15 protein-coding genes are annotated in these 14,060 nt (G+C 66.6%); 3 read left to right on the forward strand and 12 right to left on the reverse strand.

Translation table 11 applies throughout. The features are described 5' to 3' along the window. Window positions 1–44: 44 nt before the first annotated feature. Genes KTQ37_RS01150 through KTQ37_RS01160 form a run of 3 tightly spaced genes read right to left on the reverse strand, consistent with a single transcriptional unit; the run spans window position 45 to window position 1,826 of the window. A complete protein-coding gene (locus KTQ37_RS01150; RefSeq protein WP_218628628.1) occupies window positions 45–530 on the reverse strand; it encodes a hypothetical protein in 486 nt (161 codons plus the stop codon). Continuing rightward, window positions 487–822, reverse strand: coding sequence for a hypothetical protein (locus KTQ37_RS01155; protein WP_218628629.1), 336 nt, complete (start codon window positions 820–822; stop codon window positions 487–489). Before KTQ37_RS01155 ends, KTQ37_RS01150 begins: the two co-directional genes overlap by 44 nt. Window positions 823–839: 17 nt before the next feature. Then, entirely contained in the window at window positions 840–1,826 is a 987-nt protein-coding gene (locus KTQ37_RS01160; RefSeq protein ID WP_218628630.1) for a 2-hydroxyacid dehydrogenase, read from the reverse strand. A gap of 226 nt (window positions 1,827–2,052) precedes the next feature. Here KTQ37_RS01160 and KTQ37_RS01165 point away from each other — a divergent pair, with 226 nt between their 5' ends. Both KTQ37_RS01165 and KTQ37_RS01170 read left to right on the forward strand, forming a co-directional pair. Next, on the forward strand, window positions 2,053–2,568 hold the full coding sequence (locus tag KTQ37_RS01165) for an SH3 domain-containing protein (protein WP_260012355.1): 516 nt from the start codon (window positions 2,053–2,055) through the stop codon (window positions 2,566–2,568). Between the two features lie 48 nt (window positions 2,569–2,616). After that, window positions 2,617–3,501, forward strand: a complete 885-nt coding sequence (locus tag KTQ37_RS01170; RefSeq protein ID WP_218628632.1) for a cation diffusion facilitator family transporter — start codon at window positions 2,617–2,619, stop codon at window positions 3,499–3,501. 23 nt (window positions 3,502–3,524) lie between these two features. Here KTQ37_RS01170 and KTQ37_RS01175 read toward each other — a convergent pair whose 3' ends face one another. The 6 genes from KTQ37_RS01175 to KTQ37_RS01200 form a co-directional block, all read right to left on the reverse strand. Beyond that, a complete protein-coding gene (locus tag KTQ37_RS01175) occupies window positions 3,525–5,543 on the reverse strand; it encodes a M3 family metallopeptidase (RefSeq protein WP_218628633.1) in 2,019 nt (672 codons plus the stop codon). Between the two features lie 67 nt (window positions 5,544–5,610). Continuing rightward, window positions 5,611–6,651, reverse strand: a complete 1,041-nt coding sequence (locus tag KTQ37_RS01180) for a HesA/MoeB/ThiF family protein (RefSeq protein ID WP_218628634.1) — start codon at window positions 6,649–6,651, stop codon at window positions 5,611–5,613. Window positions 6,652–6,654: 3 nt separating this feature from the next. Then, window positions 6,655–7,125 (reverse strand): dUTP diphosphatase, encoded by a 471-nt coding sequence (dut, locus tag KTQ37_RS01185; protein ID WP_218628635.1) that lies wholly within the window; start codon window positions 7,123–7,125, stop codon window positions 6,655–6,657. A gap of 1 nt (window position 7,126) precedes the next feature. After that, window positions 7,127–8,332: a bifunctional phosphopantothenoylcysteine decarboxylase/phosphopantothenate--cysteine ligase CoaBC gene (gene coaBC / locus KTQ37_RS01190; protein ID WP_218628636.1), complete on the reverse strand. Its 1,206-nt coding sequence runs from the start codon at window positions 8,330–8,332 to the stop codon at window positions 7,127–7,129. A 61-nt stretch (window positions 8,333–8,393) separates the two neighbouring features. Further along, window positions 8,394–9,221, reverse strand: coding sequence for a ChaN family lipoprotein (locus KTQ37_RS01195; RefSeq protein ID WP_218628637.1), 828 nt, complete (start codon window positions 9,219–9,221; stop codon window positions 8,394–8,396). Beyond that, complete coding sequence (locus tag KTQ37_RS01200) at window positions 9,218–10,096, reverse strand: RNA polymerase factor sigma-32 (protein WP_218628638.1); 879 nt, start codon at window positions 10,094–10,096, stop codon at window positions 9,218–9,220. The genes KTQ37_RS01195 and KTQ37_RS01200 overlap by 4 nt, the downstream gene beginning before the upstream one ends. A gap of 205 nt (window positions 10,097–10,301) precedes the next feature. Here KTQ37_RS01200 and KTQ37_RS01205 point away from each other — a divergent pair, with 205 nt between their 5' ends. Next, window positions 10,302–11,807: a YifB family Mg chelatase-like AAA ATPase gene (locus KTQ37_RS01205; RefSeq protein ID WP_218628639.1), complete on the forward strand. Its 1,506-nt coding sequence runs from the start codon at window positions 10,302–10,304 to the stop codon at window positions 11,805–11,807. Here KTQ37_RS01205 and gshB read toward each other — a convergent pair whose 3' ends face one another. Genes gshB through rsmI form a run of 3 tightly spaced genes read right to left on the reverse strand, consistent with a single transcriptional unit; the run spans window position 11,808 to window position 14,022 of the window. Further along, on the reverse strand, window positions 11,808–12,749 hold the full coding sequence (gene gshB / locus KTQ37_RS01210; RefSeq protein ID WP_218628640.1) for a glutathione synthase: 942 nt from the start codon (window positions 12,747–12,749) through the stop codon (window positions 11,808–11,810). It lies immediately after the preceding gene. 59 nt (window positions 12,750–12,808) lie between these two features. Next, window positions 12,809–13,165 (reverse strand): YraN family protein, encoded by a 357-nt coding sequence (locus tag KTQ37_RS01215; protein WP_218628641.1) that lies wholly within the window; start codon window positions 13,163–13,165, stop codon window positions 12,809–12,811. Beyond that, window positions 13,162–14,022, reverse strand: coding sequence for a 16S rRNA (cytidine(1402)-2'-O)-methyltransferase (gene rsmI / locus KTQ37_RS01220; RefSeq protein WP_218628990.1), 861 nt, complete (start codon window positions 14,020–14,022; stop codon window positions 13,162–13,164). Before rsmI ends, KTQ37_RS01215 begins: the two co-directional genes overlap by 4 nt. Window positions 14,023–14,060: the final 38 nt, after the last annotated feature.

Genomic DNA, 14,060 nt, shown 5'->3' on the forward strand with positions numbered 1-14,060 from the left:
GGAAAACGAAGTCGTCGTTGATGCACTTCGCCGGCGGGCCAGCGTCAGGGAAGGCGCCAGATCTCGACCATCACACTCCTGCCCTGACGCGGGTCGATCCGGTCCGGCACACGGACGGCGCGGCTTTGCTCAAGAATAGCGGCGGGCTGCGGTGGAGCGCCCGCCTCGGCATCCTCTGTTACGCGCAACTGAACGACACGCGCGGCGGGAACAAGCGCAGGGCCAAGCGGCGGCGGGCGCTTGACCGGCCAGTCAGGCTCCAGCAGCGCAAGGCTGCCCATCAGCCAACCGGCACCGGTCAGCCGTTCGATCCCCGGATCGGCGGTTTCGGCGAGAATGGCCGAAATCTCAGCGCGCAGCGGCGTAAAATCATAGCTCAGCCGCGAGGGCTTCAACCCGAAGACCACGAAGATCCCGATCGTCACCGCGACGCCGACAACCCCTACCGCCACGGCAATCACCCGGCCCGCGCGGCGGGGCCCGGCCTCAAGCGCCCAAAGCATCAACCCGAGCGCGCCGGGCATCGCCACTAGGCACAAACCGCGCAAGCGCCAGATAGGCAAGCATATAGCCCAGCCACAGGCAGGCGTTCTTGGCAATCGCCAGCGCCGCAATATTCACACCGATCAGCTTGAAGGTCAGGAGTTGCAGCCAGTTGAATAGCGGCAACTGGGGCCCGTAGCCCCAGTGAAACTCCTGCGCGCGCATGACAAGTTCGGCCTCGTCAAGTTGCAGGCCCGTGCCAATCCAGATCCGCAGCGTAACCTGCAGCGCGAAATAGGCTGCAAGGACAAGCGCCAGGGTCAAACTCTCTTGGCGCATGTCCTTGGTCCTTCGCGTCAGATCATCCCGGGTACCACCAGATCCGGCGGACGGTGGCCGTCCGCGAAGGTCTTGATGTTCACGATCACCTTCTCGCCCATCTCGGCGCGGCCTTCAACCGTGGCCGAACCCATGTGCGGCAGCAGCACGACATTGGGCAGCGTGCGCAGGTCGGGGTTCATCTCGGAGCCATGCTCGAACACATCGAGGCCCGCCCCGGCGATCTCGCCTGCCTTCAGGCCGCGCACCAGCGCGTTCTCGTCGATGACCTCGCCACGCGAGGTGTTCACCACCACCGCCGTGGGCTTGAGCATCTTCAGACGCCGCGCGTTGAGCAGGTGGAAGGTCGAGGGCGTATGCGGGCAGTTGACCGAGATCACGTCCATCCGGGCAACCATCTGATCGATGCTGTCCCAGTAGGTTGCCTCCAGCTCCTCCTCAATCTCGGGGCGCAGGCGGCGGCGGTTGTGATAGTGGATCTGCATCCCGAAAGCCTTGGCGCGGCGGGCAACGGCCTGACCGATTCGCCCCATCCCCAGGATACCAAGACGCTTGCCGCCGATGCGCCCGCCCAGGAAGGCGGTGGGCGACCAGCCAGCCCATTCGCCGGCCTGCATTACGGCCAGCCCCTCGGGGATGCGGCGGGTCACGCCCAGCATCAGCGCCATCACCATATCGGCGGTGTCTTCGGTCACCACGCCGGGCGTGTTGGACACCAGAACCCCGCGCTGGCGCGCCGAGGCGACGTCGATATGGTCCACGCCCGCTCCAAAGTTGGCGATCAGGCGCAGCCGTTCTCCGGCGCGCGCAAGCATGTTGGCATCAATATGATCGGTCAGCGTCGGCACGAGAACATCCGCGCGGGTCATCGCCTCGACCAGCTCTTCGCGGGCCATCGGCGTGTCGTCCTCACGCAGCTCGACATCGAACAACTCTTTCATCCGGGTCTCGACGACCTCGGGCAACCGTCGCGTCACGACAACACTCAGCCGCGGTGCGGGCATGGTTGGGCTCCTCTCTCTTCCAAACGCCTGTGCTTGGGTGCAAAGTGACCTCCAACGGGGCGAGACACAAGGCCTCGAGAGAGCAGAAATGGCGTTTTTTATCGTGTTAGCGCAATTTTCTTGCGCGGGCGATTTTTCAGGACGCCTGACGGCGTGCTTTTTGGGCGGAACGGAAATGCAGGCGATCTGGAGAAGAAGCTTTTACGGCTTGGTGTTGGTTTCCCTGATGACGACCGGGCCGGTCGCAGCGCAGGAAGAGGACGAAACGCCCCCTGACGCGCTGGCCGTGGCACAGGCTGTCGCGAACCAGAACGGACGCGGTCCGGTGACCAACCTGCCGGTTCCGCGCTTCGTCTCGCTGAAAAGCTCCGAGGGCAACGCCCGGCGCGGCCCCTCGCTTGGCCACCGCATCGACTGGGTCTTCACCCATGAAGGGATGCCGCTGCGCGTTACCGCCGAATTCAGCAACTGGCGCCGCGTCGAAGATCGCGATGGCGCGGGCGGCTGGATCCACTATTCGCTGCTGTCGGGCGTGCGCTCTGTCATCGTCGAGGAAGATCAGACCAACCTGCACGCCCGCCCCGACGAGAAATCTGCGGTCGTGGCGCGGGCCGAGGCAGGCGCCATCGCGCGGCTTGGCGACTGCAATCGCAATTGGTGCGAGATCAGCGCCGAGAATGCCGATGGCTGGGTGCCCAAGACCGCGATTTGGGGGGTTGCCCCGGATGAGTTGCGCGACTAACCGAACCGCAGACCTCAGGCGGAGCCGGGACTGCCCCGGATACAGACAATGTCCTATAACGACGCTCAGACACGGCTGAACCTGTCCGCGGGGCTTGCCTCGGTCTCGGTGGCGGTTGTTCTGGTGGGCATGAAGCTCTGGGCGCTTTGGGCAACGGGGGCGCTGTCGATCGCCGCTTCGCTGGCCGATTCCGCGATGGATCTGCTGATCTCGGGCGCGGGCCTGGGGGCGATCATCTATGCCGCGCGGCCGGCCGATGACGATCATGCCTTCGGCCATTCCTCTGTCGAAGATCTGGCCTCGCTTGGGCAGGCGCTGTTCGTCAGCGTCTCGGCTATCGCCATTGCCATTGCGGCGGGCGGGCGGCTGCTTTCACAAGAGCCACAGGCGCTGGCGGCCGAAGGAGCGGGCATCCTGGTCATGGCGCTGTCCGCGACGCTGACGCTGGGGCTGGTCGCCTGGCAGGCCCGCGTGGCGCGCAAGACCGGAAACAAGGTCGTTGCCGCCGACATGCTGCATTATGTGGGCGATCTGCTGCCCACGATCGGCGCGATTCTGGCGCTGTGGCTGTCGTCGCGCTTCGGTTGGGCGAAGGTGGACAGCATTGTCGCGCTGATCGCGGCGGCAATCATGCTGCGCGGCGCCGGGCAGATCGGCGTTTCCGCTTGGCACGCCCTGATGGACCGCGCCGCCCCGCAGGAGATCATCGACCGCATCGCCGGGATCGCCCGGACCTGGCCGGGCGTCATGGGCTTTCATGACCTCAAGACCCGCACCGCAGGCGCCAAGATTTTCGTGCAACTGCATATCGAACTCGATGGCGCGCAGTCGCTCGACGCCGCGCATGAGATCGCCGCCAGCCTCAAGCGCACGATCATCGAGGCCTATCCGCAGGCCGAGGTCATCATCCACAAGGACGTCTGGCGCGGCTAGACGGGGGCCGAAGCCCCCGACACTCAGGCCGGTTCCAACAGGCCACGGCCCTTCAGCAGCGCCTCGACCCCCGGCATCTTGCCGCGAAACTCCAGATACAGCTCATCCGCCGGGCGCGAGCCGCCTGCCGACAGGATGAACTGCTCCAGCCGGTCGGCGGTGACCGGGTCGAACACGTCGCCCGCTTCCTCGAAGGCCGCGAAAGCGTCGGCGTCCATCACCTCGGACCACATATAGCTGTAATAGCCCGCCGAGTAGCCGTCGCCCGAGAAGACATGGGCGAAATGCGGCGTTGCGTGACGCATGCGGATCGCCTTGGGCAGGCCGATCGCGGCCAGAACCTCGTCCTGCTTGGCCATCGGATCGGAGGGCGCCGGGCCGTCGTGGAACTCCAGATCAACCAGCGCCGAGGCGACATATTCCACCGTCGCAAAGCCCTGATCGTAGGTCGAGGCCGCCAGCAACTTGTCGAGCAGCGCCTTCGGCATCGGCTCGCCGGTCTTCCAGTGCCGCGCGTGCTTTTCGAGAACGGCGGGAACCTCAAGCCAGTGCTCATACAACTGGCTCGGCAGTTCGACGAAATCGCGCGCGACCGAGGTGCCCGAGATGAACTGATAGGTCACATCCGAAAGCATCTGGTGCAGCGCATGGCCGAACTCGTGGAACAGCGTGCGCGCATCATCGTAGCTGAGCAGCGCGGGCGCGCCCTTGGTGAAATTGCACACGTTGACGACGATGGGCGCGGTCTCGCCGCCCAGCTTCTTCTGGCTGCGCATCGCCGAGCACCAGGCCCCCGAACGCTTCGAGGCACGCGCGAAGTAGTCGCCCAGGAAAACCGCGACATGCTTGCCCTTGCGGGTGACCTCCCAGCCGCGCACATCGGGGTGGTAGAACGGCCCGTCGATCTCGCGGAACTCCAGCCCGAAGAGGCGACTTGCCGTGTCGAAGGCCGCGCCGATCATCGCATCGAGCGACAGATAGGGCTTGAGCGCGGCCTCATCGAAATCATGTTCGGCCACGCGGCGCTTTTCGGAATAATAGCGCCAGTCCCAGGCCTCCAGATCGGTGTTAATTCCATCTGCGTGCATCATCGCGGTCAGGGTGGCTGCATCGGCCTCGGCCTTGGCCGTGGCGGGCGCCCAGACCCGCATCAGCAGATCGCGCACCTGATCGGGCGTCTTCGCCATCTCGGTATCGAGCTTGAATGCGGCGAAATTCGCGAAGCCCAGAAGGTGCGCGCGTTCCTCGCGCAGACGCAGGATCTCGGCGGCATTCTCACGGTTGTCGGTCTCGCCGCCGTTGGCGCCGCGCGCGACCCAGGCCTCATAGGCGATCTCGCGCAGATCGCGGCGGGGCGAGAATTGCAGGAAGGGCACGATCAGCGAGCGATTGAGCGTCAGCACCGGCCCGTCCTGCCCCCGCTCTTGCCCGGCAGCATGGGCGGCGGCCACGACGAATTCGGGCAGGCCCTCAAGATCCGCTTCAGTGAGCGGGCGGAACCAGTCACGCTCATCGGCCAGAAGGTTCTGGCTAAAGGCGGTGGAGAGCACCGCGAGGCGCTCCTTGATCGCGGCCATGCGGTTGGCGGCTTCGCCATCCAGCGCGGCCCCGGCACGCACGAACATCTGGTGATACAGCTCCAGCACGCGAGCCTGCTCGGGCGCCAGCCCCAGCCCCTCGCGCCCCTGCCAGAGCGTGTCGATGCGCTCAAACAGCGCCCGGTTCATCGTTACTTCCGAGGAGAACGCCGCCATTTTCGGCGCCAGATCGCGCATCAGCGCCTCGCGCGCGGGCGTGCTGTCGGCCCCGGAGAGGTTGTAGAACACACCCGCGACCCGGTCGAGCAGCGCCTCGGCACCCTCCATCGCCTCGATCGTGTTGGCGAAACTGGGGGCCTCCGGGTTGTCCGAGATCGCGCGGATATTGGCGCGGGCCTCGGTCAGCGCGGCCTCGAAGGCGGGCGCAAAATCATCGTCTTGCAGCGCGCCGAAGGGCGGAAGCGAGAAAGGGCCGGTCCAGTCGGACAAAAGCGGATTGGTCATCGCAAGATCTCCTTTGGGCACAAGCTAGGGTGCCACGCGGGGAATAGGAAGGGGGGCCGCGCCGGCGCTAGTGCCGCGCGCCGCAAACTGCGCAATCGCTGCGCCGTTTCACGCCGATCTGCCGGTTTTCACCCCAGAGCGCATCGTAGATCATCAGCCGCCCGCGCGCGCTGGCGCCCGCGCCGACGATCTCCTTGATTGCCTCGGCGGCCATCATCGCGCCCACGACGCCCGGCAGCGCGCCGACCACCCCGGCCTCGGCGCAGGAGGGCGCAAGACCGGGCGCCGGGGCCTGCGGAAAGACGCAGGCATAGCACGGTGCGTCACGCGCCGGATCGTAGAGCGACAGCTGCCCTTCCCATTGCGCAATCGCGCCCGAGATCAGCGGCTTGCCCACCGCCACACACGCCGCATTGACCAAATAGCGCGTGTCGAAATTATCCGTCCCGTCCAGCACAAGGTCATATTCGGCGATCAGTTCAGCCGCGTCCCCTTCGCTTAGGCGGCGATTATAGGGCCGCACCTCGATGAACGGGTTGAGCGCCTGCATCGCCGCCTGCGCGGAAAACACCTTGGGCTTGCCGATATCGGCGTCGCGGTGGATTACCTGCCGCTGCAGGTTCGAGTTCGAAACCTCGTCATCATCGACCACGCCAATCGTGCCCACCCCCGCCGCAGCAAGGTAGAGGAGCACCGGCGAGCCAAGCCCCCCTGCCCCGACAACCAGAACCTTGGCATTGCGCAGCTTCTTCTGTCCGGGGCCGCCGATCTCGCGCAGCATGATGTGGCGCGCGTAGCGGTCAAGCTCGGCCTCGGCGAAGCTGCTCTTGGGAGTGGTGGTCTCGGGTGCAATGGGACGGGCGCGGGCCTTCAGCCGCCGCAAGCCCCAGGCATAGGCCAGCACCACTGCGGCCACTCCGCCAAGCCCAAGCCAGGCGGCCAGGCTGCCACCTACGGCCATGCGCAACGGATGCCCGCCCGGCAGCGCCAGATGCGCAAGCGTAAAGGCGCCCCAGAGGATACCCAGCATCAGCACGATCAGCCGCCCCGGCGCCCGCAGCACGAGCCCAAGCGCCACCACACCGACCAGAAGCCAAAGCCCGATCATATCTCAGCCCTTGCCGGTCGAGCCGAACCCGCCCTGCCCCCGCACGGTATCGCCAAGCGCCCCCACCACCTCGTAGCGGGCCTGAACGACCGGGGCGATGACGGCCTGCGCGATGCGCTCGCCATGCTGGACGATATAGGGCTCGGCCCCGAGGTTGATCAGCAGCACGCCAAGCGGGCCGCGATAGTCGCTGTCGATAGTGCCGGGAGTATTGGGCAGGCTGATGCCATGTTTGAAGGCAAGGCCCGAGCGCGGCCGGATCTGCATCTCAAACCCTTCGGGGATCTCGACGCGCAGGCCCGTCGGGATGATCGCGCGCTGCATCGGGTAAAGGGTGAATCCCGCCGCACGATCCTCGGGCATCAGGTTGGCGCGGATATCGGCGCCGGCGGCGCCGTGGGTTTCATACGATGGCAGCGCGATCGCCAGATCGGCCCAATCCTCGCGCAATACCCGGATGATCGGTGCGCTCATGTCATTCCCCCTCGGTCAGGGCCGTGGCGATGCGCGCGGCAAGCTGGCGCGCGACTGCGTCCTTGCCCATGCGCGGCCAATGCTCGGCCCCCTGCGCATCGAGGATGATCACGGCGTTTTCGGTGCCGCCCATGATGCCGGTGGCGGGGCTGACGTCATTCGCCACGATCCAGTCGCAGCCCTTGCGGGCGCGCTTGGCGCTGGCATGGGCCTCGACGTCATGGGTCTCGGCGGCAAAGCCCATGACAAGGCGCGGACGCCCCTTGGCCATCTGCGAGACGGTGGCGAGAATGTCAGGGTTCTCGGCGAATTCCAGCGCGGGGGCGCGGCCCGAGCCATCCTTCTTCATCTTCTGACCGGTGGCGTTGGCCACGCGCCAGTCGGCCACGGCGGCGGCAAAGATTGCGGCCTCGGCGGGCAGCGCGGCTTGCACGGCCTCCAGCATCTCGCGCGCGGTCTCGACGCGCACCACCTGAACGCCGGGCGGAGGCGGCACGCTTGCCGGCCCCGTCACGAAGGTCACCCGCGCGCCCAGATCGCGCAGTGCCGCGGCAAGCGCCGTCCCCTGCGCCCCCGAGGAGCGGTTGGCGATATAGCGCACCGGGTCGATCGGCTCATGCGTTGGGCCCGAGGTCACCAGCACATGGCGCCCGCTGAGCGGCCCGTCCGACAGCAGCGCGCGGATCGCGCCGAGGATCTCGTCGGGCTCCGACATCCGCCCCTCACCGAACTCGCCACAGGCCATCTCGCCCGCGTTCGGCCCAACAAAACGGACGCCATCGGCGGCAAGCGTGGCGCGGTTGCGCTGCGTTGCGGGGTGTTCCCACATGCGCACATTCATCGCAGGCGCAATCAGCACCGGCTTGTCGGTGGCCATCAGCAGTGTCGAGGCAAGGTCATTCGCAAGCCCGCCCGCCATCTTGCCCATCAGATCTGCCGTCGCCGGGGCAACCACCACCAGATCGGCCGCGCGCGACAGCTGGATATGCCCCATCTCGGCCTCGGTCGTCAGGTCGAACAGATCGCTATGCACCGGGTTCCCGGCCAGCGCCGCAATCGAGAGGGGTGTTACGAACTCGCCCCCCGCGCGGGTCAGCACCGGCACGACCGAGGCACCCTCGGCCCGCAGGCTGCGGATCAGCTCGGGCACCTTGATGGCCGCGATACCGCCGCCGATGATCAGAAGAATTCGCTTGCCAGCCAGCATTCCCGCCTCCGCGCTTTGGGACAGGTTTAGGTCGCGGGGGCGCTCGGCGCAAGCGCCGCGCCTATTGCCGGAACGCAGCGCAGGGATCTTCGCGCGGCGCGGGCGGCGTCACGATCCACCAGTCATAGGGTTGATCGGGGAAAAGACTCTCGCCCGGTTCGGCCTCAAGCTGGCCCAGGCTGCGCACGCGCACGCCCGGATTGGCCTGTGCAATCATGGCCGGAACGGCCCGGTCATTGCGCGCGTGCCCGGTGCCGGTGATCACCGCGACCGGCCCGCCGGTGGTCTTGAGCGCCCGCAGCGCGGTGCGCGCAAAGGCCCCATCGCGCAGCCGCTGCGCCGCGACCATTCCGGGCAGCATCTCGGGGGGCAGCGCATCGCAATGGTCGGCCTGCGCCTCGGCCTCAAGCTGCGCCTGAAGTTCCGGCGCATATGCCTGGTCCAGCCCATAGCGCGGCGCGTCAGGACCGAAGACGCGATCAAGCGGCTCCGACATCGCGCGGCGGACCTCGTCTCGCGGGAGCGCCGCACCGATGATCAGCGCATCGGGCGCGGCGGCGAAGATCGGTGCGTAGAGGGCGAAATCGGGCCAACCCGCCTCCTCCCAGCCAAGCGCCTTGCCAAGTGCTAGCGGATCGGCGCGCAGATCGGGCGTGACACGCGCGGCCTGATCGGGGCTCAGCATCTCGAAGACCAGCGCGCGCGGGCGCAGCGCGGCGACCGCCGTCGCCTGATTGTGGTGATGGGCTGCGTTGTCATGCACCTCGCCCAAGACCGCGATCTCGGGCGGATCGGCACTGAGGCGCGCGGGAAGATCGGCAGCAGCGATCTCCTCCGCCGAGGCGGGGGAGAGGGCAAGACAGACGAACAGGGCAACAAGTTTCTTCATGCGAAGAAACTTGCGACTTCCTCACCATGGGTTTCAAGGCTTTTGCGCATCTTGCCAAAGGCCTGCGCCTCCAGCTGACGGACGCGTTCCTTGGACAAACCCAGTTCCTGCCCAAGGCTTTCAAGGGTGCGCGGCTCTTCGATCAGGCGGCGCTCTGTGACGATATACCGCTCCCGGTCGGTCAGGCGATCCATCGCCTCTCCCAGCCAGCCACGCATCAGCGCGCCATCGTGAGAATCGACCACATCGGCCTCGGGGCTGGCGGTTTCATCCTCCAGCGCATCGACCCATTCGCGGCCTTCCTCATCGCTCGACTGCGGCGTGTTGAGCGAGAAGTCGGAGCCGGCAAGCCGCCCCTCCATCATCTCGACATCTGCCAGCGGCACGCCGATCAGCTCGGCCACGCGCAGGCGCATCTGCGCGCCATCGAGCGAAACGCCCCCGGCATCCGCCTCGCGCTCGACCTGGGCCTGAACGCGGCGCAGGTTGAAAAACAGCGCCTTTTGCGACGAGGTCGAGCCGGTCCGCACCATCGACCAGTTGCGCATCACGAACTCCTGAATCGAGGCCTTGATCCACCACACCGCATAGGTCGAGAAGCGCACCCCGCGATCAGGATCGAACTTGTCGGCAGCCTTCATCAGGCCAAGGCTCGCCTCCTGAATCAGATCGCTCATCGGGGCGCCGTAGCGGCGGAACTTGGAGGCCATCGAGATCGCCAGCCGCATATAGGCCATCACCAGGCGGTGCAGCGCGACCTCGTCGCGGTGATCGCGCCAGGCACGGGCCAGATTCGCCTCGGTCTCGGCGTCCAGATACTCCGCGCGCATCGCCTCGCGCGGCAGGCTTTCATCGGTCATTCCTTCGAGTGCCATGGCCAGTCTCCCGGGGTCTCCCAACCCACAATTGGCGTGCTCAGCGCTAACACTATGCGGAATGGTGGCGGGGTTGTCTTGCACTTTAGAATGATTCTCACAAAAAAATGTTCAGATGAAATGCAGGTTTCGGCCGCCGCACCTTGTTAACCTTTCATCAACCATGAGCCGGTAGCCCTGCTGGAAAGGGTTCCGGGGGCGGCACATGGTGGTCAAAACCTATACAGTCGCCTTCGAGGGCGTCGAAGCGCGGCTGGTCGAGGTGCAATGCGCGCTGGCGCCGGGGATGCCGGGTTTTGCCATCGTGGGCCTGCCCGACAAGGCGGTATCGGAGGCGCGCGAGCGGGTGCGCGCGGCGCTGGCCGCGCTGTCGATCGCGCTGCCGATGAAGAAGATCACGATCAACCTCTCGCCCGCCGACCTGCCCAAGGAGGGTTCGCATTTCGACCTGCCGCTGGCGCTGGCGGTGCTGGCAGCGACCGGCATCGTGCCGCCCGAAGAGGTCGAAACCGTCGTCTCGATTGGCGAGCTGTCGCTGGACGGCCGGCTGATCGCGGTCACCGGCGCGCTGCCAGCGGCGATGACCGCCGCCGCGCAGGATTGCGCCTTGATCTGCCCGAAGTCCTGCGGCGCCGAGGCCGCCTGGGTCGGCGCCGGGTCGGTGTTCGCGCCCTCCTCACTTGGCGAGGCGATCCGGCATTTGACGCAGGCCTCACCTTTGCCCCCCGCCACTCCGGGCGAAGTCGCCGTGGCAACGCAGCCCCGCGACCTACGCGACGTGAAGGGACAGGAACGCGCCAAGCGCGCGCTTGAGATTGCCGCCGCCGGGCGCCATCACCTGATGATGGTCGGCCCGCCCGGCGCGGGGAAGTCGATGCTGGCGGCGCGCCTGCCGGGGATCTTGCCGCCGCTCAGCCCCGCCGAGGCGCTGGAAACCTCGATGATCCATTCGCTTTCGGGGCTGCTGAGCGAGGGCGGCATTTCCCGCACCCGCCCCTATCGTGAGCCGCACCATACCGCCTCGATGGCTGCGATGATCGGCGGCGGGCGCGGCGCGCGGCCGGGCGAAGTGAGCCTTGCCCATAACGGCGTCCTTTTCATGGATGAATTCCCCGAGTTTCCCCGCGCCGTGCTGGAAACCCTGCGCCAGCCGATCGAGACGGGCGAGGTCGTCGTGGCCCGCGCCAACGCCCATATCCGCTACCCCTGCCGATTCCTGCTGGTCGCTGCCGCGAACCCCTGCCGTTGCGGCTATCTGGGCGATGCGGCGCGGGCCTGTGCCAAGGCGCCGCAATGTGGGGCCGATTATCTGGGCCGGGTGTCGGGGCCGCTCATGGACCGCTTCGATCTGCGGATCGAGGTACCGGCAGTGTCGTTCACCGATCTCGACCTGCCCTCGGCGGGCGAAAGCTCGGCCAGCGTTGCCGAGCGCGTGGCCCGCGCGCGGGCGGTGCAGGCCGCGCGCTTTGCCGATCACCCCAAGCTGCGCGTGAATGCCGAGGCCGATGGTGCGATCCTTGAGCAGATCGCCACCCCCGATGCCGAGGGGCGCGCGCTGCTGACCCGTGCGGCGGATCGCTTCGGGCTTTCGGCGCGCGCTTATCACCGGCTGTTGCGCACGGCGCGCACCATTGCCGATCTGGATGGATCGGAGGCGGTGCGCGCCCCGCACCTGGCCGAGGCGATCAGCTATCGGTTAAGCGCGGCCTGATCAGGCGCGCTTGGCCTCGATCACCTGCCAGATCTTCTCGGCGATATTAACGCCGTCGAAGCGCTCCAACTCCTGAATGCCGGTGGGCGAGGTCACGTTGATCTCGGTCAGCCATTCGCCGATCACGTCGATACCGACGAAGATCTGCCCCTTCTCGCGCAGGATCGGGCCGATGGCGGCGCAGATCTCAAGGTCGCGCTCGGTCAGGCCGACCTTCTCGGGGCGCCCGCCGACATGCATGTTTGAGCGCGTCTCGCCCTCGGCTGGCACACGGTTGATCGCGCCCACCGGCTCGCCGTTAACAAGGATGATGCGCTTGTCGCCCTTGACCACGGCAGGCACGTATTTCTGCGCGATCAGCGGCTCACGGTTGATGCCGGTGAACAACTCATGCAGCGAGGCCAGGTTGCGGTCGTTCGGGTCCAGCCGGAACACGCCCGCGCCGCCATTGCCGTAAAGCGGCTTGAGGATGATGTCGCCATGCCTGTGCTTAAAATCACGGATCGTTTGCAGATCGCGCGCGATCAGCGTGGGTGGCGTGAGCTCGGGGAAGTTCAGCACCAGCAGCTTTTCGGGGTAGTTGCGCACCCAGAACGGGTCGTTCACAACCAGCGTCTTGGGGTGGATGCGTTCGAGAACATGGGTCGTGGTGATATAGCCCATGTCGAAGGGCGGGTCCTGACGCAGCCAGACCACGTCGAAGGTGGACAGATCGACCTCAGTCTCTTCGCCCAAAGTGAAGTGATCGCCCTGCACACGGCGCACGGTCAGCGGCCAGCCGCGCGCGTACACACCGCCTTCGCGATAGGTCAGCTTGTCGGGCGTGTAGTAGAACAGCGAGTGCCCGCGCGCCTGTGCCTCTTCGGCAATGCGGAAGGTGCTGTCGGCGTTGATATTGATGGGCCCGATCGGGTCCATCTGGATTGCAACTTTCAAGGCCATGTCCGCCCCCTTTCGTTGCCCCCTTGATGCCCTGAGGTTTCGCCCGATGCAATCCGCGCTCAGTCCGCCTGCGCCGCATTCTCGATGACTGCGACGCGCCCCTGCGCGTCCACCAGCGCCAGATCGAAGCGGCTTTCCTCGGCCTGAATATGCCCAAGCGCCAGATATTCGTCGGCCGAGCGGAAAATCCGCGCGAGTTGGCGCGGCAGCAGATGCGTCGCCGCCACCTCATGTGTGCGCGAAAATTTGACCTCGACAAAGGCCAGTAGCGACCCGCGCCGTGCGATCAGATCGACCTCGCCGCCGTAGCGGCCGCGCCAGCGCCGTGCGACGATCTCGAACCCGGCCGCCTCGTAGTGGCGGGCCACCTGCTCTTCGGCGGCGGCGCCCGCATGATAGGAAAGCGCGCCGCTCATTCCTCCCGATCCAGCTTGAGCGCCGCCTGATAGACATCGCGCCGCGGCAGACCGAGCGCCTCGGCAACCTCACTCGCGGCGTCTTTCACGCTCATCCGGTCAAGGCGTTCGCGCAGCGCGACTTCGATATCCTCGGGTCCGGCCTGCGAGCCGCGCACCCGGTCCACCAGCACGACGATCTCGCCCTTCGGCGCATCGCCCGAGAACTGTTCGGCCAGATCGCCAAGGCTGTCGCGGCGGACCTCTTCGAAACGCTTGGTCAATTCGCGGCACACCGCGCCCTGCCGATCAGGGCCGAAAACCTCGACCATGTCGCGCAGCATGTCGCCGACGCGCTTGGGCGATTCATAAAACACAAGCGTTGCGGGGATGGCTGCGAACTCCTTGAGCCACTTGCGCCGCGCGCTTCCGGTATTGGGCGGGAAACCCGCAAACAGGAAACGGTCCGAGGGCAGCCCCGACACCGTCAGCGCGGCCAGCACCGCCGAAGGCCCCGGCGCGGCAAAGACCGGATGACCGGCCTCAATTGCGGCGCGGCCAAGCTGATAGCCGGGGTCCGCGACCAGCGGCGTGCCCGCCTCCGAGGCATAGGCGACCGTCTGCCCTTCCTCGAGCGCGCGCAGGATGCGCGGGCGCACCTGCGCGCCGTTGTGATCGTGATAGGCGATCAGCGGGCGATGGTTCAGAGCGATACCATGGATCTCCATCAGATGGCGCAGGGTGCGCGTATCCTCGGCCGCGATCACATCCGCCGAGGCCAGAATATCGAGAGCCCTCAGCGTGATGTCGCGCGCCGTTCCGATGGGCGTCGCGAGGAAATAGAGACCCGGCGCAAGCGGTTTCGCGCCACGTCCCATCGTGCCGCCCGGCGGGGTTTCGCCGGTACCGTGCAATT

It is taken from the genome of Sedimentimonas flavescens (genome assembly GCF_019264375.1).
Lineage (GTDB): Bacteria > Pseudomonadota > Alphaproteobacteria > Rhodobacterales > Rhodobacteraceae > Rhodobacter > Rhodobacter flavescens.

Excerpts from the sequence above, each read along its gene's own strand:
- dut (WP_218628635.1), bottom strand. The coding sequence starts at position 7,125 with ATGAGCGCACCGATCATCCGGGTATTGCGCGAGGATTGGGCCGATCTG.
- KTQ37_RS01200 (WP_218628638.1), bottom strand. The coding sequence starts at position 10,096 with ATGGCACTCGAAGGAATGACCGATGAAAGCCTGCCGCGCGAGGCGATG.
- KTQ37_RS01215 (WP_218628641.1), bottom strand. The coding sequence starts at position 13,165 with ATGAGCGGCGCGCTTTCCTATCATGCGGGCGCCGCCGCCGAAGAGCAG.
- KTQ37_RS01160 (WP_218628630.1), bottom strand. The coding sequence starts at position 1,826 with ATGCCCGCACCGCGGCTGAGTGTTGTCGTGACGCGACGGTTGCCCGAG.
- rsmI (WP_218628990.1), bottom strand. The coding sequence starts at position 14,022 with ATGGGACGTGGCGCGAAACCGCTTGCGCCGGGTCTCTATTTCCTCGCG.
- KTQ37_RS01180 (WP_218628634.1), bottom strand. The coding sequence starts at position 6,651 with ATGATCGGGCTTTGGCTTCTGGTCGGTGTGGTGGCGCTTGGGCTCGTG.
- KTQ37_RS01155 (WP_218628629.1), bottom strand. The coding sequence starts at position 822 with ATGCGCCAAGAGAGTTTGACCCTGGCGCTTGTCCTTGCAGCCTATTTC.
- KTQ37_RS01175 (WP_218628633.1), bottom strand. The coding sequence starts at position 5,543 with ATGACCAATCCGCTTTTGTCCGACTGGACCGGCCCTTTCTCGCTTCCG.
- KTQ37_RS01205 (WP_218628639.1), top strand. The coding sequence starts at position 10,302 with ATGGTGGTCAAAACCTATACAGTCGCCTTCGAGGGCGTCGAAGCGCGG.
- coaBC (WP_218628636.1), bottom strand. The coding sequence starts at position 8,332 with ATGCTGGCTGGCAAGCGAATTCTTCTGATCATCGGCGGCGGTATCGCG.
- KTQ37_RS01165 (WP_260012355.1), top strand. The coding sequence starts at position 2,053 with ATGACGACCGGGCCGGTCGCAGCGCAGGAAGAGGACGAAACGCCCCCT.
- KTQ37_RS01195 (WP_218628637.1), bottom strand. The coding sequence starts at position 9,221 with ATGAAGAAACTTGTTGCCCTGTTCGTCTGTCTTGCCCTCTCCCCCGCC.
- KTQ37_RS01170 (WP_218628632.1), top strand. The coding sequence starts at position 2,617 with ATGTCCTATAACGACGCTCAGACACGGCTGAACCTGTCCGCGGGGCTT.
- gshB (WP_218628640.1), bottom strand. The coding sequence starts at position 12,749 with ATGGCCTTGAAAGTTGCAATCCAGATGGACCCGATCGGGCCCATCAAT.